Source organism: Methylobacterium sp. 88A (assembly GCF_000376345.1).
Classification (GTDB): domain Bacteria; phylum Pseudomonadota; class Alphaproteobacteria; order Rhizobiales; family Beijerinckiaceae; genus Methylobacterium; species Methylobacterium bullatum.
On record NZ_AQVT01000001.1, the window covers coordinates 3,900,879 to 3,923,528 of the forward strand.

21 protein-coding genes and 1 tRNA gene are annotated in these 22,650 nt (G+C 67.3%); 11 read left to right on the top strand and 11 right to left on the bottom strand.

What is annotated here, in order from left to right; translation table 11 throughout:
- Positions 1–55 precede the first annotated feature (55 nt).
- Complete coding sequence (locus tag A3OM_RS0118695) at positions 56–445, top strand: helix-turn-helix domain-containing protein (RefSeq protein WP_018045306.1); 390 nt, start codon at positions 56–58, stop codon at positions 443–445.
- A gap of 5 nt (positions 446–450) precedes the next feature.
- On the opposite strand, the gene dnaE is transcribed toward A3OM_RS0118695, so the two are convergent.
- Together dnaE and A3OM_RS0118705 are read right to left on the bottom strand one after the other, a co-directional pair.
- Positions 451–3,960: a DNA polymerase III subunit alpha gene (gene dnaE / locus A3OM_RS0118700; RefSeq protein ID WP_018045307.1), complete on the bottom strand. Its 3,510-nt coding sequence runs from the start codon at positions 3,958–3,960 to the stop codon at positions 451–453.
- A gap of 111 nt (positions 3,961–4,071) precedes the next feature.
- Positions 4,072–5,919, bottom strand: coding sequence for an ABC transporter transmembrane domain-containing protein (locus tag A3OM_RS0118705; protein ID WP_018045308.1), 1,848 nt, complete (start codon positions 5,917–5,919; stop codon positions 4,072–4,074).
- A gap of 170 nt (positions 5,920–6,089) precedes the next feature.
- On the opposite strand from A3OM_RS0118705, the gene rpmE reads away from it, so the two are divergent.
- On the top strand, positions 6,090–6,344 hold the full coding sequence (gene rpmE / locus A3OM_RS0118710; protein WP_018045309.1) for a 50S ribosomal protein L31: 255 nt from the start codon (positions 6,090–6,092) through the stop codon (positions 6,342–6,344).
- Between the two features lie 149 nt (positions 6,345–6,493).
- Here rpmE and A3OM_RS0118715 read toward each other — a convergent pair whose 3' ends face one another.
- On the bottom strand, positions 6,494–7,021 hold the full coding sequence (locus A3OM_RS0118715; RefSeq protein ID WP_018045310.1) for a DUF1465 family protein: 528 nt from the start codon (positions 7,019–7,021) through the stop codon (positions 6,494–6,496).
- 542 nt (positions 7,022–7,563) lie between these two features.
- Here A3OM_RS0118715 and rpmH point away from each other — a divergent pair.
- The 6 genes from rpmH to A3OM_RS0118745 all read left to right on the top strand — a co-directional run bounded on the left by rpmH (position 7,564) and on the right by A3OM_RS0118745 (position 12,050).
- Positions 7,564–7,698 carry a 50S ribosomal protein L34 gene (gene rpmH / locus A3OM_RS0118720; protein ID WP_018045311.1) on the top strand — a complete coding sequence of 45 codons (135 nt, stop codon included), beginning with the start codon at positions 7,564–7,566 and terminating at the stop codon, positions 7,696–7,698.
- Positions 7,699–7,750: 52 nt separating this feature from the next.
- Positions 7,751–8,395: a ribonuclease P protein component gene (rnpA, locus tag A3OM_RS24825; RefSeq protein WP_051074341.1), complete on the top strand. Its 645-nt coding sequence runs from the start codon at positions 7,751–7,753 to the stop codon at positions 8,393–8,395.
- The gene (yidC, locus tag A3OM_RS0118730) at positions 8,388–10,232 is read left to right on the top strand and encodes a membrane protein insertase YidC (protein WP_018045313.1); all 1,845 of its coding nucleotides are present in this window, start codon (positions 8,388–8,390) and stop codon (positions 10,230–10,232) included. The genes rnpA and yidC overlap by 8 nt, the downstream gene beginning before the upstream one ends.
- A gap of 142 nt (positions 10,233–10,374) precedes the next feature.
- The gene (gene yihA / locus A3OM_RS0118735; RefSeq protein WP_018045314.1) at positions 10,375–11,025 is read left to right on the top strand and encodes a ribosome biogenesis GTP-binding protein YihA/YsxC; all 651 of its coding nucleotides are present in this window, start codon (positions 10,375–10,377) and stop codon (positions 11,023–11,025) included.
- Positions 11,022–11,402 (top strand): DUF423 domain-containing protein, encoded by a 381-nt coding sequence (locus A3OM_RS0118740; RefSeq protein WP_018045315.1) that lies wholly within the window; start codon positions 11,022–11,024, stop codon positions 11,400–11,402. Before yihA ends, A3OM_RS0118740 begins: the two co-directional genes overlap by 4 nt.
- Before the next feature lie 60 nt (positions 11,403–11,462).
- The gene (locus A3OM_RS0118745; RefSeq protein ID WP_018045316.1) at positions 11,463–12,050 is read left to right on the top strand and encodes a hypothetical protein; all 588 of its coding nucleotides are present in this window, start codon (positions 11,463–11,465) and stop codon (positions 12,048–12,050) included.
- A gap of 104 nt (positions 12,051–12,154) precedes the next feature.
- On the opposite strand, the gene A3OM_RS0118750 is transcribed toward A3OM_RS0118745, so the two are convergent.
- Positions 12,155–13,636, bottom strand: coding sequence for a TIGR00366 family protein (locus A3OM_RS0118750; protein WP_018045317.1), 1,482 nt, complete (start codon positions 13,634–13,636; stop codon positions 12,155–12,157).
- 188 nt (positions 13,637–13,824) lie between these two features.
- Between A3OM_RS0118750 and A3OM_RS0118755 the strand changes: the two genes are divergently transcribed.
- On the top strand, positions 13,825–14,181 hold the full coding sequence (locus tag A3OM_RS0118755; protein ID WP_018045318.1) for a hypothetical protein: 357 nt from the start codon (positions 13,825–13,827) through the stop codon (positions 14,179–14,181).
- Positions 14,182–14,305: 124 nt separating this feature from the next.
- Here the strand turns inward: A3OM_RS0118755 and clpB are convergent, their stop codons facing one another.
- Positions 14,306–16,936 (bottom strand): ATP-dependent chaperone ClpB, encoded by a 2,631-nt coding sequence (gene clpB / locus A3OM_RS0118760; protein ID WP_018045319.1) that lies wholly within the window; start codon positions 16,934–16,936, stop codon positions 14,306–14,308.
- A gap of 202 nt (positions 16,937–17,138) precedes the next feature.
- Here clpB and A3OM_RS0118765 point away from each other — a divergent pair, with 202 nt between their 5' ends.
- Complete coding sequence (locus tag A3OM_RS0118765; protein ID WP_026176199.1) at positions 17,139–17,930, top strand: MOSC N-terminal beta barrel domain-containing protein; 792 nt, start codon at positions 17,139–17,141, stop codon at positions 17,928–17,930.
- Positions 17,931–18,047: 117 nt separating this feature from the next.
- Here the strand turns inward: A3OM_RS0118765 and A3OM_RS0118770 are convergent, their stop codons facing one another.
- Together A3OM_RS0118770 and A3OM_RS0118775 are read right to left on the bottom strand one after the other, a co-directional pair.
- Positions 18,048–18,323, bottom strand: a complete 276-nt coding sequence (locus tag A3OM_RS0118770) for a hypothetical protein (protein WP_018045321.1) — start codon at positions 18,321–18,323, stop codon at positions 18,048–18,050.
- 196 nt (positions 18,324–18,519) lie between these two features.
- Positions 18,520–18,783 carry a hypothetical protein gene (locus tag A3OM_RS0118775; RefSeq protein ID WP_018045322.1) on the bottom strand — a complete coding sequence of 88 codons (264 nt, stop codon included), beginning with the start codon at positions 18,781–18,783 and terminating at the stop codon, positions 18,520–18,522.
- 227 nt (positions 18,784–19,010) lie between these two features.
- Here A3OM_RS0118775 and argB point away from each other — a divergent pair, with 227 nt between their 5' ends.
- Positions 19,011–19,922: an acetylglutamate kinase gene (gene argB, locus A3OM_RS0118780; RefSeq protein WP_018045323.1), complete on the top strand. Its 912-nt coding sequence runs from the start codon at positions 19,011–19,013 to the stop codon at positions 19,920–19,922.
- Positions 19,923–19,995: 73 nt separating this feature from the next.
- Here argB and A3OM_RS0118785 read toward each other — a convergent pair whose 3' ends face one another.
- The 4 genes from A3OM_RS0118785 to A3OM_RS0118800 all read right to left on the bottom strand — a co-directional run bounded on the left by A3OM_RS0118785 (position 19,996) and on the right by A3OM_RS0118800 (position 22,444).
- The gene (locus A3OM_RS0118785) at positions 19,996–20,598 is read right to left on the bottom strand and encodes a hypothetical protein (RefSeq protein WP_245257804.1); all 603 of its coding nucleotides are present in this window, start codon (positions 20,596–20,598) and stop codon (positions 19,996–19,998) included.
- A 355-nt stretch (positions 20,599–20,953) separates the two neighbouring features.
- Positions 20,954–21,028 (bottom strand) — tRNA-Thr (locus A3OM_RS0118790).
- Positions 21,029–21,087: 59 nt separating this feature from the next.
- Positions 21,088–21,576 (bottom strand): NUDIX hydrolase, encoded by a 489-nt coding sequence (locus A3OM_RS24325; protein ID WP_043764370.1) that lies wholly within the window; start codon positions 21,574–21,576, stop codon positions 21,088–21,090.
- A gap of 400 nt (positions 21,577–21,976) precedes the next feature.
- Complete coding sequence (locus A3OM_RS0118800) at positions 21,977–22,444, bottom strand: MarR family transcriptional regulator (RefSeq protein WP_018045326.1); 468 nt, start codon at positions 22,442–22,444, stop codon at positions 21,977–21,979.
- Between the last annotated feature and the right edge of the window lie 206 nt (positions 22,445–22,650).

The window sequence follows — 22,650 nt, forward strand, 5'->3', positions numbered from 1 at the left end:
TCCGATGGGTAGAAGGCACCAAAAAGATTTGTACTTACCAAAAGGAGAGCGTGAGATGCCGGCTCCGCACCCGCCCGCCGACGCGGATCCGCGCGTCGAGGCTCTGGTCCACGACCTCATCGGCCGCGTCGCCGACAAATGGACGATGCTGATCCTCGAAATCCTGGAGGAAAAGGGCGAGCTTCGTTTCACCGAACTCAGCCGGTCCATCGGCACGATCAGCCAGAAGATGCTGACCCAGACGCTCCGCCACATGGAGCGGGACGGGTTGGTGATCCGCACCGTGCATCCGGTGGTGCCGCCCAAGGTCGAGTACCGGCTGACGGAACTCGGCCAGAGCCTCGGCGCCGCCTTCTGCGGCGTGTGGATCTGGGCCGAGCAGAACCTCGCGGCGGTGGAGACGGCGCGCGAGACGTTCGACGGGCCCCTCCCCTCGGGAGGCTGAACCCGTCAGTTCACTTCGACCTGCACCACACCGGGCACAGCGCGGAGGGCACCCGCGATCTGCGGCGTCGCCTGATAGCGGCCGGGGAGCTTGACCTCGACCTCCCGGTCGCCGCCGTCGAGGAGGAGGATCAGCGAGACCTCGCCCTCGCCGCGCACCTGCAGGCGCTGCTGGACGCTGACGATGGGGCGCTCGTCGCGGAGATAGACGCGCATGCCCTTCTGGTACCGGGCCACCGCCTCGTCGAGGGGCTCGGCGGTGACGATGCGCGCGCGCACGTCCTCGCCTTCGAGATTGGCCTGGATCTGGAGCACGAGGGGACGGCCGGGTTCCAGGATCTCGCGGTACTGGCCGAGGCCCTCCTGGAAGATGATCGCCTCGAAATGCCCGGTCTGGTCCGAGAGGGTGACGATGCCGAGCTTGTTACCGGACTTGGTGCGGCGCTCCGAGCGGTCGAGGACGGAGGCGGCGACCTTGCCGACGCTTGACGTGCCGGCGCGCACCGAGCGGCAGAACTCGGCCCAGCTCTGGACGCGGAGTTTCTCCAGCAGGCCGGCATATTCGTCGAGGGGATGGCCGGAGAGGAAGAAGCCGATGGCCTCGTATTCCTTCTTCAGCTTCTCGGCCATGGGCCAGGGCTCGTAGGCGGGGACGCGCAGGGTCACGTCGGCCGAGGCGATGCCGCCGAACATGTCGACGATGCCGGTACTGGCCGCCTCCGCCGCCCCTTGGGCCAGCTTCATCATCGGCTCGACGGCGGCGCAGGCCCGCGCCCGGTCGATCTCGATGCAATCCATGGCGCCGGCCGCGACGAGGTTCTCAAGGGTCCGCTTGTTGATGAGGCGCGGGTTGAGCCGGCGTGCGAGGCAGGCGAGATCCTTGAACGGCGTGTCGCCGCGCGCCTCCACCACGGCCTCGACGGCGGCCCGGCCCACGCCCTTGATCGCGGCGAGCGCATAGCCGATCCGCCCGTCATGGACCTCGAAATTGACGCCCGATGTGTTGATCGAGGGCGGGTCCACCGGGATGCCGAGGCGCTGGGCGTCCTGGCGGAACTCGGCGAGCTTGTCGGTGACGTCGATGTCGAGCTGCATCGCGGCGGCCAGGAACTCCACCGGGTAGTTCGCCTTGAGATAAGCGGTCTGGTAGGTCAGCAGGGCGTAGGCGGCGGCGTGCGACTTGTTGAAGCCGTAATCGGCGAACTTGGCGAGCAAGTCGAAGATCTCGTTGGCCTTCGCCTCGGTGAGGCCGCCCGCGACGGAACCCTTCACGAAACGGTCGCGCTGAGCGTCCATCTCGGCCTTGATCTTCTTGCCCATGGCGCGGCGGAGCATGTCGGCGTCGCCGAGCGAGTAGCCGGCCAGAAGCTTGGCCACCTCCATCACCTGCTCCTGGTAGACGATGATGCCGAAGGTCTCCTTGAGGATCGGCTCCAGCTTCTCGTGCGGGTACCAGCTCGCCTCGTTGCCGGCATCGCGGCCGAGCTTGCGCTCGCAATAGACCGGGATGTTGGCCATGGGGCCGGGCCGGTAGAGCGCCACGAGGGCGATGATGTCCTCGAACCGGTCGGCCTGCATCTCGACCAGCGCCTTGCGCATGCCGGCGGATTCCACCTGGAACACGCCCACCGTCTCGCCGCGCTTCATCGGCGCGTAGGTCTTGGGATCGTCCAGCGGCAGCGAGGCGAGATCGACGATGATGCCGCGCTGCGCCAGGAGGTCGGTGCAGCAGCGCAGCATGGTCAGGGTCTTGAGGCCGAGGAAGTCGAACTTCACGAGGCCCGCCGCCTCGACCCATTTCATGTTGAACTGGGTCACCCGCATCCCGGTCTTCGGGTCGCGGTAGAGCGGTACGAGCTGTTCCAACGGCCGGTCGCCGATGACCACGCCCGCCGCGTGGGTCGAGGCGTGGCGGTGCAGACCCTCGAGCTTCTTGGCGATCTGCATGAGGCGCGCGACGACGGGCTCCTCCTCCATCGCCGCCTGGAGCTTTGGCTCGCCCTCGATGGCCTGGACCAGGGTGACGGGGTTGGCCGGGTTCTGCGGCACCAGCTTCGTCAGCTTGTCGACCTGCCCGTAGGGCATCTCCAGCACGCGGCCGACGTCGCGCAGCACACCGCGCGCCTGCAGCGTACCGAAGGTGATGATCTGCGCGACCTGCTCGTGGCCGTAGCGTTCCTGCACGTACTGGATCACGCGCTCACGGCCGTCGACGCAGAAGTCGATGTCGAAATCCGGCATCGAGACGCGTTCGGGGTTGAGGAAGCGCTCGAACAGCAGGCCGAACCGCAGCGGATCGAGATCGGTGATGAGGAGCGCATAGGCCACCAGCGAGCCGGCACCCGAACCACGGCCCGGCCCCACCGGGATGTCGTGGTCCTTGGCCCATTTGATGAAGTCCGACACGATGAGGAAGTAGCCGGGGAACTTCATCTTCACGATGACGTCGAGCTCGAAGGCGAGACGATCGCGATAGACCTGTTCGGTCATGCCCTCGCAGGGGCCGTGCTGGGCCAGACGCAGTTCGAGGCCGGCCTCGGCCTGACGGCGGAGCTCGGACGACTCGTCGAGGGCGATCTCCGCCGCGACATCCGGCGAGACCGTCTTCACCGGGAGCGCATCGAGGGCGGCGACGACGCCGAAATTGGGCAGGATCGGCTTGCGAGTGCGCACGCGATAGGCGCAGCGCATGGCGATCTCCACGGTGGCGGACAGGGCATCCGGCAGGTCGTGGAACAGCTTGGCCATCTCGGCCCGGGTCTTGAAGCCGTGGCGCGGGGTGAGCTTGCGGCGGCGTTCGTCCGAGACGAGGCGTCCCTCGGCGATGGCGAGCAGCGCGTCGTGGGCGTCGTAATCGTCGGGCTTGGCGAAGAACGGCTCGTTGGTGGCCACGATCGAGAGGCCGCTGGAATCGGCGAGCCTCAGCAATTCGCGCTCGACCATGCGCTCGTCGTCGAGTCCGTGGCGCAGGATCTCCACGTAGAGCCGGTCCTCGCCGAACGCTCCCTTCAGCTGCTCGAGGCGGGCGGCGGCGAGTTCGACGCGTCCGCCGCGCAGGGCTGTGTCGAGGGGGCCGGTGGTGCCGCCGGTGAGCGCGATGAGGCCGCCCGCATTCTCCGCCAGGGCTTCCACGGTGAGCCGGGGCGCATCCCCCAGGGGGCCGTCGAAATAGGCGCGGCTCGCGAGACGCAGGAGGTTGCCGTAGCCGGCCTCGCTCTGGGCCAGCACCACGACGTTGGAGGTGACGATCTGCGACAGCCGCGCCATCGGGTCCGGCGCCTCGAAGGCCACGGAGAGCTGCATGCCGGCGATGGGCTGGATGCCCGTTCCGGCGGCCTTCTCGGAGAATTCCAGCGCCCCGAACAGGTTGTTGGTGTCGGTGAGCGCCAGGGCCGGTTGCCGGTCGGCGGCGGCCGCCTTGACGATGTCGGCGACCTTCAGTGCCCCTTCGAGGAGCGAGAAGGACGAGTGGACGTGGAGGTGGACGAAACCGGGATCTTTGAGGATGCGCGCCATGACTCAACCCATCCCGAGTCGCGGTTCACGGTCCATTACCATTACCACGTCCGGCGCAATTGCCTGTGGAAGAGGGCCTTTCGGGTCACAGGCCCCCTCCCCCGCCTTTGCCTATTCGGCCGGGAGCGCCAGGCGCTTCGGCCTCGGCTCCTTGCCGCGGGCGGTTTCGTCCAGCGCGTCGGTGAACTGGAGCGCGGCGAGCTGAGCGTAGAGCGCTCCCTGCGCAAGCAGGCTCTCATGCGTTCCGGTCTCGACAATCCTGCCGCCATCGAGGACGAGGATGCGGTCGGCGGCCCGAATGGTGGCCAGCCGATGGGCGATGACCAGGGTGGTGCGCCCGCGCATGAGGGTATCCAACGCGGTCTGCACCGCGCGCTCGCTCTCGGCGTCCAGCGCCGAGGTCGCCTCGTCGAGGAGCAGGATCGGCGCGTCCTTGAGGATGGCGCGGGCGATGGCGACGCGCTGGCGCTGACCGCCGGACAAGGTGACGCCGCGCTCGCCGACCTGGGTGTGGTAGCCCTGCGGCAGGGCGCGGATGAACCCGTCCGCATGGGCGAGTTCGGCGGCGCGATGGATCTCGGCCTCGCTGGCGAGGGACCGGCCGTAGCGGATGTTGTCCATCACCGAGCCGGAGAACACGGTGGGGTCCTGCGGGACCAGGGACATGCGCTCGCGCAGCGAATCCGGATCGACGGCGGTGATGTCGACCCCGTCGACGCGGACCACCCCCGATTGCGGATCGTAGAAGCGCAGCAGCGCCTGCAGCACCGTGGTCTTGCCGGCGCCCGAGGGGCCGACGAGAGCGACGCGCTCGCCATGGGCCACCTGGAAGCTGATCCCGTCCAGCGAAGGGTGCTCGGGCCGGGTCGGATAGGTCAGGCGCACCTGCTCGAACGCCACCTCGCCGCGCGGCGGCACCGGCAGCGGCACCGGATCGGCAGGCGCCTGGATCGCCGGCTCGGCGGCCAGGATCTCGCCGAGGCGCTCGGCGGCGCCGGCCGCCTGGGCGAGCTCGCCGTAGACCTCGGAGAGCTGGCCCAGCGCGCTGGCGCCGAACACCGCGTAGAGCACGAATTGCGAGAGCTGGCCCGCCGTCATCGTGCCGGCCAGCACCCCTTGCGCGCCGTACCACATCACCCCGACGACGCTGGCCGAGATCAGGAAGATCGCCACCCCGGTGAGGAGGGCGCGGGCCTGCACCGAATTGCGCGCGGCGGAATACGCATTCTCGGAGGCCTGCCCGAAATGCTCCGCCGTGGCGCGTCCCATGCCGAAGGCCTGCATGGTGCGAATCGCCCCGATGGCTTCGGCCGCATAGGCCGAGGCATCGGCCAGCCGGTCCTGCGCCGCGCGGGAACGCCGCCGCACGCCGCGACCGGACAGGATGAGCGGGAACACGATGAGGGGAATCGCTACCAGCACCAGGATCGACAGCTTCGGGCTGGTGATGACCATCATCGCCACCGCGCCGACGAACAGGAAGGCGTTGCGCAGGAGAATGGAGATCGAGACGCCGAAAACCGCCTTCACCTGCGTCGCATCGGCGGTGAGCCGCGAGACGATCTCGCCCGATTGAGAGCGGTCGAAGAAGGCCGGATCGAGGATGGTGAGGCGGGCGAAGACCGCGCTGCGCAGGTCCGCGACCACGCGCTCGCCCAGGGTCACCACGGTGTAGTACCGCGCCGCGCTCGAGAGGGCGAGGACCGACACCACGCCGATCAGCGCCATGAAATAGGCGTCGATGACGCTGTGGCCCTCCGGCGAGAAGCCGTGATCGATCACACGCCGGAGCGCGATGGGCACGACCAGAGTCGCCCCGGAAGCCGCCAGCAGCGACAGGAACGCCGCCAGGATGCGGCCGCGATAGACCAGTGCGAACGGAATCAGCGGCTTCAGCGACCCGAGGGGTGCCTTGCCGCGGCCATCGCCGCCGGAAATTTTGTTACGCCCGCGAGCCATCTTGCCTCGTCATCGTCTCAAGAAAATACGCGCCCGGGCGATCTCCCGCGCCCGGACGCTTGTTCGGAGGAAGCACGTGGGGTATAGGCCCGCCTTCATCCGATTGCGCGTGATCTAAGGCCGCGGGCCGCCAGGCGGGCCGGTCGGCGTGGCTATTCAAGGATTTCGTCATGGCAAAGAGTGCGGCCGACAAGGCCAAGGGTACCGAGCATCCCGACTACCATTTCATCAAGGTCGTGATGACCGATGGGTCCGACTACATGACCCGGTCGACCTACGGCAAGGAGGGCGACACCCTCAACCTCGACATCGATCCGAACACGCACCCGGCCTGGACCGGTGGTGAGCAGAAGATGCTCGACCGCGGCGGTCGCGTCTCGCGTTTCAATTCGCGTTTCGGCGCCCTCTCCTTCGGCAAGAAGTGATCTCTGCGGACTGACCGACGCGACCGGCTGGTGGCGTCGGAGGGTTTTCGAAACGCGAAAGGGCGGCGCTTACGAGGCGCCGCCCTTTCGCGTTTCCAGGCATCGAGGCCACGCCGGGCCTCGACGCGCCACATCTTAAAGCGCAGGTCTCAATGCGCCACGCCGAAGGCGCTGCGCAGCAGGCCCTGCTGGGCGGCGACGGGGCTCTCGCGGACGATCGGGGTCGGGTGGTCGTCGGAGATGAGCCCGTCGAGATGCAGGATGCGGGCATGGAGCCGGCGCGAGCGGATGGTGAGGTCCTGAAGACGGGCCGGGAGCGCGCCGAACGTCTCGGCGCGGAAGGCCTCCGGCGTCGCGAGGCGGACGCGGGTCTTCTCCTGAAGCGCTTGGGCGGGGGTGATCTCACCCTCCGACACGGCGCGCTGCACCAGCAGCCAGGAGGCGATCTGCATCAGCCGCGTGGTCAGACGCATGCTCTCGCTGGCATAGGACAGGGTACTGTCGCGCGACAGGAGGCGGGATTCCTCGCGCCCATCTCCATCGAGATAGGCCGCCGCCTCCTCGACCATGGTCATGCCCTCGCGGAACAGAACCCGGAAGGCCTCCGAGTTCACGTAGGTGTCACCGAAGCTGACCCAGTCGCGCTCGTCGCGAAAGGTGACGTTGAACTCGTTCATCCTGCCTCCTGTGCCGCTCTCGGACCGTTGTGTCCCGACCTGGGACACGATCAGTGCGTTCGCGACCAGAGGCGCAACACTAGCGCCGAACGCGCCGCCCCGCGCCGTTGACCGGGGGTTAACGTTAACAAGCGGACATCGTGCCAAACGAGCAAAGTCGCACGGCGCCGGCCATGCGCATGAGCGAGGACGAAAAAAAAAGCCGCCCGGGAGGGGCGGCTTTGGTGAAGTCGACAGAGGCATCAAAACAACGGCAGATCGAAACCTGCCCAACATCCGGAAAGCCGGACATGATTCCTTCATAAGCTGAAAAGGTTAATGCACGGCTAACGCCGACCCCGCTCGGACGGCGGCGGGCGCGATGGGAAATGCCCGCGCCAGAATTGACTTCGCCCCCCCTCTCCGTCATAAGCCGCGCCATCGCGTCGCCGCGCCCCACGTGGGCGCTCTTCGCGCTTGCAGACACATTTCAGGGCGAGTGAAGATGTCGGTGGGGCTCCTGCAGCCAGCCGGATCGATCCTCGGCCATCGGAGATCGCGCCATGAAGAGAACTTATCAGCCCAGCAAGCTCGTGCGTAAGCGCCGCCACGGTTTCCGCGCCCGTATGGCCACGGCCGGCGGCCGCAAGGTCATCGCAGCCCGTCGTTCGCACGGCCGCAAGAAGCTCTCGGCCTAAGGCATCCGTGCCTTCGGCGGCACGGAACGCCGAGGCCAGCCCCGCTCAGACCATGACCTCGCCCCTAGGCCGCAGGATCGAACCGGCAGTGTCGACGATCGGACGGCTCAAGCGGCGACCGGACTTCCTCGCTGCCGCGGGGGGGCGACGGTTCCATACTGAGCTCATGAGCGCCCAGGGGCGGCTGCATGAGGCAGCGTCAGGGACGCCACTTGCCGATGCTCCGCCGATCGGGGGGCTGCGAATCGGCTTCACGATCACGAAGCGCGTCGGTCATGCCACCGAGCGCAACCGGATTCGCCGCCGGTTGCGCGATGCCGTGGCCCGTGCCTCGGCGGATCTTCCCGATACCTCTGCGGACATCGTTCTCATCGCGAGACGTCCGGCGCTCCACGCCCCGTTCGAGACGCTGATCGCCGACCTGCGCCGCTCCGTCGGTGCGGTGATCAAGCCCGGCGGGACCAAGGGTCGCGAATCGGCGCCCTCCTCGCGGGGCCGGCGCAGGTCCGGAAAGCCCGATGCGGGCAAGCCCGGCTCGGGCTCCGATGGAATCGCATCCTCCAAAACAGCATCACTCGCCCTGACGTCGGCGCGTTCGCCCGCGCGAAACGAGGCGGGGACGATGCCTCCTGCCTCGGGCGACGCTTGCCTTCCCTCCCCTCCTCCGAACACACGCGACGGATCTCTCGATGGGTAATGACAAGACGAACATGATCGTCGCGATCGCCTTGTCGCTGGCGGTGCTGCTCGGTTGGAACTATTTCATCGCCGCCCCGCGCGTGGAGGAGCAGCGTCAGGCCGCGCTCCAGAGCAAGGCGGCGCAGCAGGCGGCCAATCCCAACGGCGCGCCGTCGGCGAGCCCGGCGGAAGGCGGCCCTTCGGCCCCCGTGCCGGGCACCCTGCCGAATGCGCAGACGCCGGCGGAAAGCCGTGAGGCGGCGCTCGCCCGCTCGCCGCGCGTGACCATCGATACCCCGGCGCTCGCCGGTTCGATCGCCCTCAAGGGCGGCCGCGTCGACGACGTCTCGCTCAAGGGCTACCACGAGACCGTGGACGACAAGAGCCCGCGCATCGTGCTGCTCTCGCCCACCGGCAGCGCCAATCCCTATTACGCCGAGTTCGGCTGGGTCGGGCAGAATACCGGCCCCCTCCCCACCGGTGACACGGTGTGGACCGCCGACGAGACCGTGCTGACGCCGACCAAGCCCCTGACGCTGACCTACGACAACGGCGCCGGCCTCGTGTTCCGCCGCGTCATCGCGGTGGACGACAAGTTCATGTTCACGATCCGCGACGAAGTCGAGAACAAGGGCGCGAACGCCGTCACCTTGTATCCCTACGGGCTGGTTTCGCGCTGGGGCAAGCCGACGACGCAGGGCTATTACGTGCTGCACGAGGGCATGATCGGCGTGGTCGGCGCCGACGGCCTGCAGGAATACACCTACGATCACGTCGCCAAGGAGCCGGTGCTCGGCAATGCCAGCACCAAGGGCAAGGCCTGGGCGAACGTGACCGGCGGCTTCGTCGGCATCACCGACAAGTACTGGGCGGCGGCCACCATCCCCGACCAGGCCACGCCCTATACCGGCAGCTTCACCGAGCGCACCGACGGCGCCACCAAGGTCTATCAGGCCAGCGTGCGCGGCGACGGCCGCAACGTCGCGCCGGGCACCACCGTGACGGCGACCCAGCAGCTCTTCGCCGGCGCCAAGGAAGTCAACACGATCAACAACTACCAGAAGGATCTCGGCATCAAGCAGTTCGATCTGATGATCGACTGGGGCTGGTTCCACTTCATCACCAAGCCGATGTTCCGGGCGCTGGACTTCTTCTTCCACCTGTTCGGCAATTTCGGCGTGTCGATCCTGGTGGTGACCTTCTGCCTCAAGCTTCTGTTCCTGCCGATCGCCAACAAGTCGTACCAGTCCATGGCCAAGATGAAGGCCGTGCAGCCGGAGATGGCCTCGATCCGCGAGCGCTACGGCGACGACAAGATGAAGCAGCAACAGGCGATGATGGAGCTGTACAAGAAGGAGAAGATCAACCCGGTCGCCGGCTGCTGGCCGGTGCTGATCCAGATCCCGGTCTTCTTCGCGCTCTACAAGGTCCTGTTCATCACCATCGAGATGCGGCACGCGCCGTTCTTCGGCTGGATCCAGGATCTCGCCGCTCCCGATCCGACCAACATCCTGAACCTGTTCGGGCTCCTGCCCTTCGCCGCCCCGGACTTCATCCATCTCGGCATCTGGCCGATCGTGATGGGCATCACGATGTTCATCCAGATGAAGATGAACCCCGCGCCGCCGGACCCGGTCCAGGCGCAGATCTTCACCTTCATGCCCATCGTGTTCACCTTCATGCTCGGCTCGTTCCCGGCCGGTCTGGTGATCTACTGGGCCTGGAACAACACCCTTTCGGTGATCCAGCAATACGTCATCATGCGCCGCAACGGCGTGAAGGTGGAGTTGTGGGACAACCTCGGCGGGATGTTCAAGAAGAAGCCCGCCGACAAGGGTGCGGTCGCAAAGAGCTGACCCGCTCCGGGGCTGGACACCGCTCCGCAACGACGACTCGATCACGGGTCCTCTCCGTTTCGCGACGGGGAGGACCTTCCTGTTTCCCGCGTGTCGGCGCCTCACGCTGGCGGATGCGCCGCCCACGATCCGGAACCCATCCATGTCCCAAGCCGAAGCCGACGCGGCCCTCCTCGAATCCGGCCGTCTGCTGTTCGCGGGCGTGGCCGACTTCCTGTCCTCCGCGCCCACCGTCGCCGCCCTGCCGCCGATGAAGGGCGTCGAGATCGCCTTCGCCGGCCGCTCGAACGTCGGCAAATCGAGCCTCGTCAATGCACTGACCGGCCGCAACACCCTGGCGCGGACGTCGCACACGCCGGGGCGGACGCAGCAGCTTAACTTCTTCGATATCGGCGGGCGCCTGACCCTGGTGGACATGCCGGGCTATGGCTACGCCGCCGTGGAGAAGACCAAGGTCGAGGCCTGGACCGACCTGATCCACGACTACCTCAAGGGCCGCGCCAACCTCGCCCGCGTCTTCATGCTGATCGATTCCCGCCACGGGCTGAAGAGCATCGATACCGACGTGCTCGATGGGCTCGACAAGGCCGCCGTGAGCTACCAGATCGTCCTGACCAAGGGCGATGCCCTGAAGAAGGCGGAGATCGAGGCGCGCATCGCCGGCATCCGCTCGGCCATCGCCAAACGCCCGGCGGCCTACCCCGAAATCCTGCTCACATCGAGCCGCGACGATCGTGGCGTGCCGGAACTGCGCGCCAGCGTTGCCCGTCTCCTGTCCGAGCGCGGTGCATGACCGGCTTCGACCGCGCCCTTCTCGCACTCGGCGCTCTCGCCGGCCTGCTGGGCGTCGCCGCGAGCGCGGCGGCAGCCCATATTCCTGGCACCGACAGCCTGAAGACGGCGGCGCAATTCCTGCTGTTCCACGCGCCCGCCATCATCGCTCTGGTGGCCCTGACCGCAACCGGGATGACTCATCGCCTCACGACCCGAGTCGCCGCCGCCGCCTTGGTGATGGGGCTCGCTCTGTTCTCCGGCGATCTGTCCTTACGGGCGATGCACGGCATTCCGCTCTTTCCCATGGCCGCCCCGGCCGGCGGCGTCATCCTGATGGCCGGCTGGCTCCTGGCCGCACTGGTCGCACTGATCCCGACACGGCGTTCCGAACGCTGACTCTCGGCCTGCAGGAACGATGGTGTACGCTCCCCCGGCCCAATCCGAACGGAGGATCGTTTGCGCAAACCCTGGATTCTGCTCGCCGCCTGCCTCGCGGCCTTGCCTGCCAGCGCCGCGCCGATCGAGGAGAACGAGCCGCTGGTGATGCGGATCATCTTCGAGGATTGCCTCGGCTACATCCGCCACGGCCGCATGCCGTTCCAGGGGCTCGCGACGCGGCCCGCCTCGCGGGAGGCGATCGACACCATCCCGAGCCGGGCGCCGGACCGGGAGAAGGCCGTGGAGCTTTTGTCGCCGCGCTACGTGGCATCCTGGGGCCAGGACGGGAACGGCCGGCATTGCCTCATCCGTACGATCTGGCAGGCCGAGCCTGACACCCGGCCGGTGCGCCTTGGCGTACCGAGCGATGGCTTCCTGCAACGCGTCGATGCGCGCGCCCGCGCCGAGGGTCTGACGAGCAGCGGTATGGCGGATGCGTTCACGCCGATATCCGTCAGTTCCTGGTCCGAGGGCGAAACCGGCCACGACAGCGGTCCGCTGCGGCCCATCAGCTTCTCGCTCGTGGCCTCTGGCGCCGACGAGGCCCGGGGCCTCGCCGATGCCGGCGTGATCGCCATGGGCGGTCCGCCGCAGGGGCGCCCCTGAAAGCCCGAACCTTGTCCCATGCGGCGGATCGGAATGTCTGATCAGGACGATCGGCGGGCTCGCGTCACGTAGTCGGGTCAGCCCCCCAAAAAAGAGGCCGCCCCCTACGGCATGACCGGCGGGTGGTAGGTCAGCGTGAAGGCCAGCGCCCAGAGCAGGAACAGCACCACCGGCAGGTGGATGATGAGCTGTAGGAAGCTGAACCCGACGATGTCGCGGGCCTTGAGGCCGAGGATGCCGAGAAGCGGCAGCATCCAGAACGGGTTGATCAGGTTCGGCAACGCCTCGGCGGCGTTGTAGATCATCACCGCCCAGCCGAGATGGACCTGCAGCTCGTTGGCCGCCTGCATGACGTAGGGCGCTTCCAGCAGCCACTTGCCGCCGCCGGACGGCACGAAGAAGCCGAGCACCGCCGAATAGACACCCATGGAGATCGGGAAGCTGCCCGTGGTGTTCAGGGCCACGAAGGCGTGGGTGATCACGTCCGAGACCGAGGTGCCACCCGCGTTCTTGGCGTTGGTCAGCATGGCGCTGATCGCCGCGTAGAGGGGGAACTGGATCAGCACGCCGGCGGTGGCCGGCACCGCTTTGGCGACGGAGGCGAGGAAGTTCCGCGGCCGCCAATGCAGCAGCAGGCCGAGGGTGAGGAAGAGCAGATTGTAGGTGTTGAGGTTGGAGATCGCGGTGATCCAGGATTGGCGCGCGAATTCCTGGTAGAGCCAACCGCCGGCGATGATGACGAGAAGCAGGGTCAGGATCGGCGAATGCTCCAGCCATTCCGAAGGCTGCTGCGGCCGGGACTCGTCCGGTTTGTCGCGCGAGACGTCGAGGCCGAGGTCGTCGGCCGTCACGGCGGTGGCGGGCTGGGGCGCCGACACGTAGGCGATGATGATCGAGATCACGAAGAGGATCAGGGCGATCAGCATCGACTGCCAGAGGAAGATCGTCTCGCTGAACGGAATCACGCCGGTGATCGGCAGGAGGCTCGGCGGCAGACTTTTGGGATTGGCCTGCAACTGCGCGGCCGATGAGCTGAGGCCCATGGCCCAGGTGGCGCCGAGGCCGAGATAGGCGGCCGCCCCCGCGGCCCGGTAGTCCATGCGGAGTTCGGTACGGCGGGCGAGCGCGCGGGCGAGAAGGCCGCCGAAGATCAGGCTGAGGCCCCAGCTCAGGAACGACGACAGCATCGTCGCCGCCGCCACGAAGCCGACCGCACCCCGGCCGGTCTTCGGCACGAGGGCGAGCCGGTCGATCAGCCGCTGAACCGGCGGCGCCGTCGCCACCACGTAGCCGCCGATGGTGACGAAGGCCATCTGCATGGTGAAGGGGATCAGGCTCCAGAATCCGTCGCCGAAGCTCTTGGCCACCGTCATCGCGGGAGCGCCATTGGCCAGCGCCCCGAGGGCCACGATGACCACCGCGATGGCTACGAAGATGAACGCGTCGGGAAACCAGCGCTCGGCCCAGACGGTGAAGCGGATGCCGAGGCGGGACAGGGCACCATCGGTGGCGACTTCGCCAACGGGGCGGCCGGTTCCCGGTTTGGACGGAACCGGATCGCGGGATTCTGGATTGCGTGCCGACATCTGAAATCCCGCCGTGATCCGGCCTGGTCCACCAGGCCGACGCCGTGCATGTTGCCCAAACATGGAGCAGGCTCAAGCCCGGCGTTTTGGCTTGTCACCAAGCAAAGGCGACAGGCACGCCTCCCCTTCAATCTTCCTTCAACACTGCACGCTTAGATCGCATCGGCAATTCTTGAGGAACACGAGGCGTGACGAAGCCGGCGAGCCAATCCCCCGTGGAGATCATCCGCGACCGCCGCCCCCGGGCGAATGCGATGTCCCGCGATTTGACCGACGGGACCGGGTCCGACCGTGATGACGGTGGGAGGAAGGCCTACGGCTCGCAACTGGCGTGGCTGTTCGGCATCCTGGCCAGCGTGGCGGCGATTGCCGGCGCCGTCCTCGTCGTCCTGGCTCTGCCGCCCGTGCTCGATTGCCGAAACCGGGCAGCGCAGGGCTTCTTCGTGGGCCAGACCTATGGGGGCTGCGTGGCGAGCGGGTTCTCAGCGCGGTGGAACCTGCTCGAACAGCGGGTGACAATGACGCTGCGCGGCTCGGGTCGCTGATCGACGCCTTGCTCCCCGCCCGGGATGAGCGCATTCCTTTAGTGAGATGACACGGGAGATGGCGGCCATCGCCTGACCGGCCCCGGCGGGACGATCCCGCCGGGGCCGTGAGACAGGCCGCGCCTCAGTTCAGCGTGACGCTCGCCGGGCGCCGCTCCGGCAGGCCGGGATCGTCGCCGATCATCAGGCCGGACGGGCCGAGCCGGACCGGCACCGCCTCGCCGTCATGGATGCGGCCCGCGAGCAGCTGCTCGGCCAGCCGGTCCTGCACCGCCTTCTGGATCACACGCTTGAGCGGACGCGCCCCGTAGGCCGGGTCGTAGCCCTTGTCGGCGAGCCAGTCGCGGGCATCGGGCTCCACGTCGAGGGCGATCTTGCGCTCGTCGAGGAGGGTCTGCAGCCGCTTGAGCTGGATATCGACGATCGCCCCCATCTCCGACCGCCGGAGACGGTGGAACAGGATGATCTCGTCGATCCGGTTGAGGAATTCCGGCCGGAAATGATGGCGGACCACGCCCATCACCTCCTCGCGGACCTCGTCCGTCTCCTGCCCCTCCGTCTGCGCCACCAGATATTCGGAGCCGAGATTCGAGGTCATGATCAGGAGCGTATTGCGAAAATCCACCGTCCGCCCCTGCCCGTCCGTGAGTCGCCCGTCATCGAGAACCTGCAGCAGGACGTTGAACACGTCCGGATGCGCCTTCTCGATCTCGTCGAACAGCACGACCTGATAGGGCCGGCGCCGCACGGCTTCCGTGAGCGCTCCGCCCTCCTCGTAGCCGACATAGCCCGGAGGCGCGCCGATGAGCCGGGCCACGGAGTGCTTCTCCATGTATTCCGACATGTCGATCCGCACGAGGGCGGTGTCGTCGTCGAACAGGAACCCGGCGAGCGCCTTGGTCAGCTCGGTCTTGCCGACGCCCGTCGGCCCGAGGAACATGAACGAGCCGATCGGCCGGTTCGGGTCCTGCAGGCCGGCACGGGCACGCCGCACGGCGGTGGCCACGGCTTCCACGGCTTCGCGCTGGCCGACGACACGCTGCCCGAGCGCCGCTTCCATGGCGAGCAGCTTCTCGCGCTCGCCTTCCAGCATCTTGTCCACGGGCACGCCGGTCCAGCGCGAGACGACACCGGCGATATGGGCCGGCGTCACCGCCTCCTCGACCATACCGTCGCGGGCGACGGCGGATTCAGCGGCCGCCTCGTTCTCGGCGAGCTCCCGCTCCAACCCAGGGATCACCCCGTAGGCGAGTTCGCCCGCGCGCTGGTACTGGCCCTGGCGCTGGGCCGAGGCGAGTTCGTTGCGCGCCTCGTCGAGCTTCTTCTTGAGTTCGGCTGCGGCACCCAACTTGTCCTTCTCGGCCTTCCAGCGGGAGGTGATCGCGGCCGACTGCTCTTCGAGATCGGCCAGTTCCTTCTCCAGCCGCACCAGACGGTCGCGGGAGGCGGAATCGGTCTCCTTCTTCAGGGCCTCGCCCTCGATCTTGAGGCGCACCACCTCGCGGTCGATGTTGTCGAGCTCCTCCGGCTTCGAATCGACCTGCATGCGCAGGCGCGAGCCGGCCTCGTCCATCAGGTCGATGGCCTTGTCCGGCAGGAAGCGGTCGGTGATGTAGCGGTTCGACAGGGTCGCGGCCGCCACGAGGGCGGCGTCCTGAATACGGACGCCGTGGTGCTGCTCGTACTTCTCCTTGATGCCGCGCAGGATCGAGACCGTGTCCTCGACGGTGGGCTCGGACACGAAGACGGGCTGGAAGCGGCGGGCGAGGGCCGCGTCCTTCTCCACGTGCTTGCGGTATTCGTCGAGGGTGGTCGCGCCGACGCAATGCAGCTCGCCGCGCGCCAGAGCGGGCTTGAGCAGGTTGGAAGCGTCCATCGCCCCGTCCGCCTTGCCGGCCCCTACGAGCGTGTGCATCTCGTCGATGAACAGGATGATGCCGCCGGCGGCCGAAGTGACTTCCGACAGCACGCCCTTCAGCCGCTCCTCGAACTCGCCGCGATACTTCGCGCCGGCGATCAGCGCGCCCATGTCGAGGGCCAGCAGACTCTTGTCCTTCAGGCTCTCCGGCACGTCGCCATCGACGATGCGCAAGGCCAGCCCCTCGACGATGGCGGTCTTGCCGACGCCGGGTTCGCCGATCAGCACCGGGTTGTTCTTGGTGCGCCGGGACAGGACCTGGATGGTGCGGCGGATCTCCTCGTCACGGCCGATCACCGGGTCGAGCTTGCCCTCCCGGGCGGCCTCGGTGAGGTCGCGGGCGTATTTCTTCAGGGCGTCGTAGGCGTTCTCGGCCGTGGCGTTGTCGGCCGTACGGCCCTTGCGGAGCGCGTTGATGGCGGCGTTCAGCGACGCGGCGGTGACGCCGGCGGCGGCGAGGGCACGGCCGGACTCGGTGTCCTTCTCCACGGCGAGGGCGAGCAGCAGGCGCTCCACGGTGACGTAGGAATCGCCCGCCTTCTGGGCGGCCTTCTCGGCGGTGTCAAACAGGCGCACGAGTTCGCGCGTCGCCTGGGGCTGCGCCGAGTTGCCGGAGACCTTGGGCTGCTTGGCCAGCCATTGCTCGACCTGGGCGAGGGCCACGCGGGACTGCCCGCCGGCGCGGTCGATCAGACCGGCGCAGAGCCCCTCTGGATCGTCCAGGAGCACCTTGAGCAAGTGGCCGGGCTGCAATTGCGGATGGCCTTCGCGAAGGGCCAGGGATTGCGCGGCCTGGACGAAGCCGCGGGCGCGTTCGGTATAGATCTCGAAATTCATGTCTGTCCTCTCCCCCGTGCCGACGATCCACCGCCCGCCAAGCGGCGCGGCCCCGTCGAGACGTCGCTTCCCGACCGGATGGTCCGGGAAGCCTCGGCGCCGCGAGGGCCGCCGATTGCTCACGATGTAGTGTTGCAAATGAGCACCACAAGACCCGATCACGGACTTGCGTGCGAGTATGGCTTCGGGCGAGGCTGACGGCATGACCGCGACGCCGACCAGCCTTCCCGAACTGCGCCTCGAGGCGCTCCACCGCTACCCCGTGAAGGGGCTCTCGCCCGAGGAGTTGGAGCAAGTGACGCTGGAAGCGGGACGCTATTTTCCGGGCGACCGGCTGTTCGCCATCGAGAACGGGCCGTCCGGCTTCGATCCGGCCGCGCCGAAGCATCAGCCCAAGATCAAGTTCCTGATGCTGATGCGCAACGAGGCCCTGGCCCGCCTCATTACGCGCTACGACGACGAAACGTCGGTGCTGACGATCCGCCAGGGGGACGGCCTCGTGGTCGAGGCCGACCTCTCGACGCCGGAGGGGCGCGAGGCGGTGGAAGCGTTCTTCCGTGCCGAATTTGCGGACTCCCTGCGCGGGCCGCCGAGGCTGCTCGCCGCACCGGACGGCTTCCGCTTCACCGATTCAGCACGCGGCTTCGTCTCGCTCCTCAACCTCGCCAGCGTCGCGGCGACGCAGGACATGGTGGGCGCGCCCGTCGATCCGTTGCGCTTCCGCGCGAACCTTCACCTCACCGGCCTTCCCCCCTTCGCCGAACTCGACCTCGTCGGGCGCATTCTCGCCACGGCGGGAGGCGTGCGCCTGCGGATCTCGAAGCGGACGGAGCGCTGTGCGGCGACGAATGTCGATCCGGCGACCGGCATCCGTGACCTCGCGATCCCCCGGACGCTCTCCACGCGTCTCGGCCATGCCGATTGCGGGGTCTACGCGGAGGTGCTCCATGGGGGCCGCCTCGAACGGGGCGAGAGGCTCCGGATCGAGGCGTGAGGCGCTCAACAGGTTTGTATCGCAGAAGCGCGGCGGCCACGTCGGCGAAACCTTCCTCGGAGAGTCACGAGGCCTGCGGGCCCTGATCGTCCGTCGCGTTCCCCGATGCGGGATCGCTCAGATCGCGTGACGCGGCACGAGGACTATAGCTGCGGCGTAGCCCGCCCGGCGCAGGCCGCGAAGATCGGCATGGCGGCGCTCGCAGGTCACCCTCACGTAGCGCTTCTCACCATCATCGCTCCAAGTGGAAGCAGCCATGGTCTGGCCATGGATCATGCATTCCATCGGCGTGTGCGCGGGAGACACGATGACGTCGAGGGCGGTGGTGCGGGAGCAATCCTGCACCGCGATCATGCTGGAGCAAACGAGGGCGACGGCTAACAATTCGGACATGACGGACCCCTTTTTCGGTTCGGCGAATAAGGTCCGCGGTGTTGCTCAGGCGTCGAGCGGCCGCGTGATTGTTGCCTGAGCGTTCCTCGTCGTTTTTCATTGGACTTGGTCTAGCATGACAGATGCCAAACCTGTCGTAAGGTAGCCTCGATCCGGGCCGGACATGGCTCTCATGCGCGGCGCGAAGACTTCGGATTCACGCGCGAAGCGACACCTTGCCGGCCCGCGATCGGCCGGTGACGAGGCGATCCTCGTTACGGGGCACGAGCCAGGTCGGCTCGGGCTCGGCGCGGGGCAGGATGCTGGCGACGGCATCGAGATCGACGACGTAGCTGTCGGTCAGTCTGCGCCAGACTTCTGCGGGAGAGGCGGTGTCCTTCCCGATCTGGGCGAGGGCGGCAGTCAGATTCCGAAGGCCGGTGAGGGTCGGACGGGCGAGGGTGGGATCCGCGGCGAGCATCGGAGGAAGCGTCCTGTGCAATCGTCCAAAGGATCACAGGACATGGTTAACGCATGGTTATACCCTCCCCCTTGGTGCCGACCGTTCTCACCACCGATCCGCCTTTCACAACGGGACCATTTTTCCGAGCTTTGGCGGCTATGGCGCTTCGCAGTGCGACATCGCTGCGCTAGAAGCGCGTCGTCGCGCATCCCGATCCGGCGCCGTAGCGAGGACAGTGCCTCACGATGAAAGAATCTCTGGCAAAAGACGCCCTCCCGAACGTGCATGTCCGCGCGGAAGTCCTGGTCCAGGCGCTCCCACACATGCAGCGCTACGACCAGGAAATCGTCGTCATCAAGTATGGCGGCCACGCCATGGGCGACCGCGCGGCGGCGGAGGATTTCGCCGAGGACATCGTCCTCCTCGAGCAATCCGGCCTGAAGCCCATCGTCGTCCATGGCGGCGGCCCGCAGATCGGACGGATGCTCGGCCGGCTCGGGATCGAATCCGAATTCCGCGGCGGCCTGCGCGTGACCGACGAGGCCACCGTGGAGGTGGTCGAGATGGTGCTCGCTGGCTCGATCAACAAACAGATCGTCGGCTGGATCTCGGCCGAGGGTGGCCGCGCCATCGGTCTCTGCGGCAAGGACGGCAACATGGTCCGCGCCCGCAAGGCGACGCGTACCGTCCTCGACCCGGAGAGCCAGACCGAGCAGGAGATCGATCTCGGCCTCGTGGGCGAGCCCGAGCACGTGGAACGCGGCGTCCTCGATGCGGTGCTGAAAGCCGAGTTGATTCCGGTCCTCGCCCCGGTCGCGTTCGGGGCGGACGGCCAGACCTACAACGTCAATGCCGATACGTTCGCCGGAGCGATCGCCGGGGCGCTGCGGGCCAAGCGCCTGTTGCTGCTCACCGACGTGCCGGGCGTGCTCGACAAGGACAAGAAGCTGATCACCGACCTGACCCTCGAGGATTGCCGCCGCCTCATCGCCGACGGCACCATCACGGGCGGGATGATCCCGAAGATCGAGACCTGCATCTACGCGCTGGAACAGGGCGTCGAGGCCGTGGTCATCCTCGACGGCAAGGTCAGCCACGCGGTGTTGCTGGAGCTCTTCACCGACCACGGCGCGGGTACCCTGATCCGCCGTACGTAGCCACGAAGCCCCGGGACGTCTCGTCTGCGTCCCGGGGCACGGCACATTCGAAGCCGGCCGGGGCCGGAGACCGTCACGCGTCTTCGGCCTTGCCGGGCTCGGGCACACCGGCCTTGGCCCAGAACAACGCCGTCGCCTTGCGATAGGCTTTGAGCAGGGCGGGCCCTTCCGGGCCCGCGGGGCCGATCTCGTCCCATATCTGCTGACACAGGCCGGCCTGGACCGTGAAGCGGCCTGGATCCTCGGTCTTCGCGGCGGCCGTCAACGCACCCACGATCTTGCGCATGCGGTCGGCATTCTGCGCGAACACCTCCTCGCGCTCGGCCACGCGACGGCGGGCCGCCTCGGCCTTCGCGGCGCGGCGCTCGTCGGCGGAGACCGCATCCTCGGTCACATCCGCCCCGTCGGGCCGGTACGCAGCCTCAACCTTCTTGAGGGCGGCGCGGCCGCGCAGGATCATCGGCCTGGCGTCGGGTCGCCCCCGACAGGCTACCCGCAGCTCGACGACGAGACGCTTGGCCATATCCACCATCTTGAGCGACGGTGGGGACTCGGAGGCTGAAACGGCCGCCTTCTCCAGGGCTGCGATGATGGACTCCGCGTCCGCCGAAGGTCGCTCGTCGGAAACGTCGGGGCCGGGAATCGCCAATGCCTTGTGGTCCGGCTCAAAGCTCACGATGAAACCCTCTCGATCGATCTGGGGCGCCGCGCCGCGGATCGCTTCCCCGACCGTTCGCGCTGCCGCTCCCGTGTCGGAAGCCGCCATGCCGAGAAACCGGCGACACCGCCGCACACGTGTGCCCCGCGCTCGAGCCTTGGTTTCGCAGGCCGGCTGCCGAGACGGGGCGTAGCCCTATCGCCTCGGCCGCGACAGCGTCAAGGCAATCGCCACCACATCCGCCTCATGGCGATACGGGTGAATCAAAAATGGGAAGGAAAGTAAGGTGCCCAGCCATGTCTGAGCACTCGACCGACACGTCCCGTGACCATCGGGACACCATCAGATAAATCAATGATGTGATCAGAGAAAATGGTGCTGCTGGACAGGATTGAACTGTCGACCTCCTCATTACCAATGAGGTGCTCTACCACTGAGCTACAGCAGCCGATCGTCGCGACGTGTCGGGACGAGCGGGGAGTTAGCGGATCAAACGCGGCTTGGCAATCACTTCTCGCCACCTTTGAGCAATCCGTTTGAAACGAGCAGCCCGGTTTCCCTCTTGCAGGCGGCTCGTATGATGCCCGCCAGACCGGATTCGGCGACGGCTTCCGCCGCGTCGGAGGGAGAGAACCAGCGGTCCTCGCGCTCGTTCCGCTCCGGCCAGTGCTTGAGCTGCTTGCGCACTTCCAGGGGGAACACCTTGACCTGGCAGAGGACGAAATCGCGGCTCTTCAGGCGTTTCTCGTAAAGATAGAAGCCGAGCGGCCTCTTGCCGATCTCGCCCAGGAGACCGGCCTCCTCATAGGCTTCCCGGGCGGCGGCCTCGAACGGCTTGCGGCCCTTCATCGGCCAGCCTTTCGGGATCACCCACCGGCGGCTCTCGCGCGAGGTGATGAGGAGGATCTTGAACCCGCCATCCGGAAGGCGCCGGAACGGCAAGGCACCGACTTGGCGTCGAGGCTCCGCCTCACTCTCCAATTGGATTGAACTCATGGCAGGTGAACGCCCAGCCGCCGTCCGGGTTCGACGGGCCGAGGCCGACAGTGAGGCTCGTGACGGGGCACTGTACGCATCCGCGACGAGACGGGCGCTTTCGCAGCATGAGCGATCGGTACGAGGACCATCGAACTCCGGATCATCGGAAGCCCCTTGTCTGTCACGCGAGGACGGGCCCGCAGGTGTGGAACAGCCGAGGCTGGCTTGGACGTGTCGGACACGGGTTGGCTCTACCGGAAAAAGAAGATTGCCCTCAAGGCAAAATTTATCCGGCAAACTAAAACGGCTTCCCGTGCCTCCAGCGTAGAAAATCCGCGTTCCTACGACACGCGTGTGACACCGCGAACTCAACCGGCACCGGCGGAATGACCCTCGGCACGGCGATGCAAGGCGGTGTTCAGCCGGCGGCGCTGAGGTTCTCGATCAGGGCATTGAGGTCGGCACGCATGGCCTGGACCTCCGGCTCCGACATGTTGAGCTGGCACATCACGGATTCCCGCACGAGGCGGGCCTCGGCGCGAAGGTCACGGCCATGCTCGGTCAGTTGGATCTCGACCTCGCGCTCGTCACTCCGCCGTCGGTTGCGGATCAGGAAACCGGCCGTCTCGAGCCGTTTCAGAACCGGCGTCAGCGTGCCGGAATCGAGCCTCAGACGGCGACCGATATCCGACACCGTCACGCCGTCGGTCTCCCACAGGACGAGGAGAACCAGATATTGCGGATAGGTCAGCCCCATCCGCTCCAGCATGGGCCGGTACGACCGGGTGATCCGATGCGCGGCGGCGTAGAGCGCGTAGCAGAGCTGATTGTCGAGCAGCAGCGGGTCCGTGGTGGAACTCACCTGCTGCTCTGGAGCATCGACCATATACACCACGCGATCGATCCCCAGATCCAGACGAGACGACGCACGACCGGCGACCTCGGTTCCTCGCGTCCGGCTCCGCGCCCGGGGCATCGGACGCGGAGCCGGACGAGGGGCTGCCAACGTCCGAAAGTCTCGTCATTTCGTTCCGATTGCAAGCATTTACCGGACCACAGGCCGCATCCATACCCGATGGCGGCCATGGACGG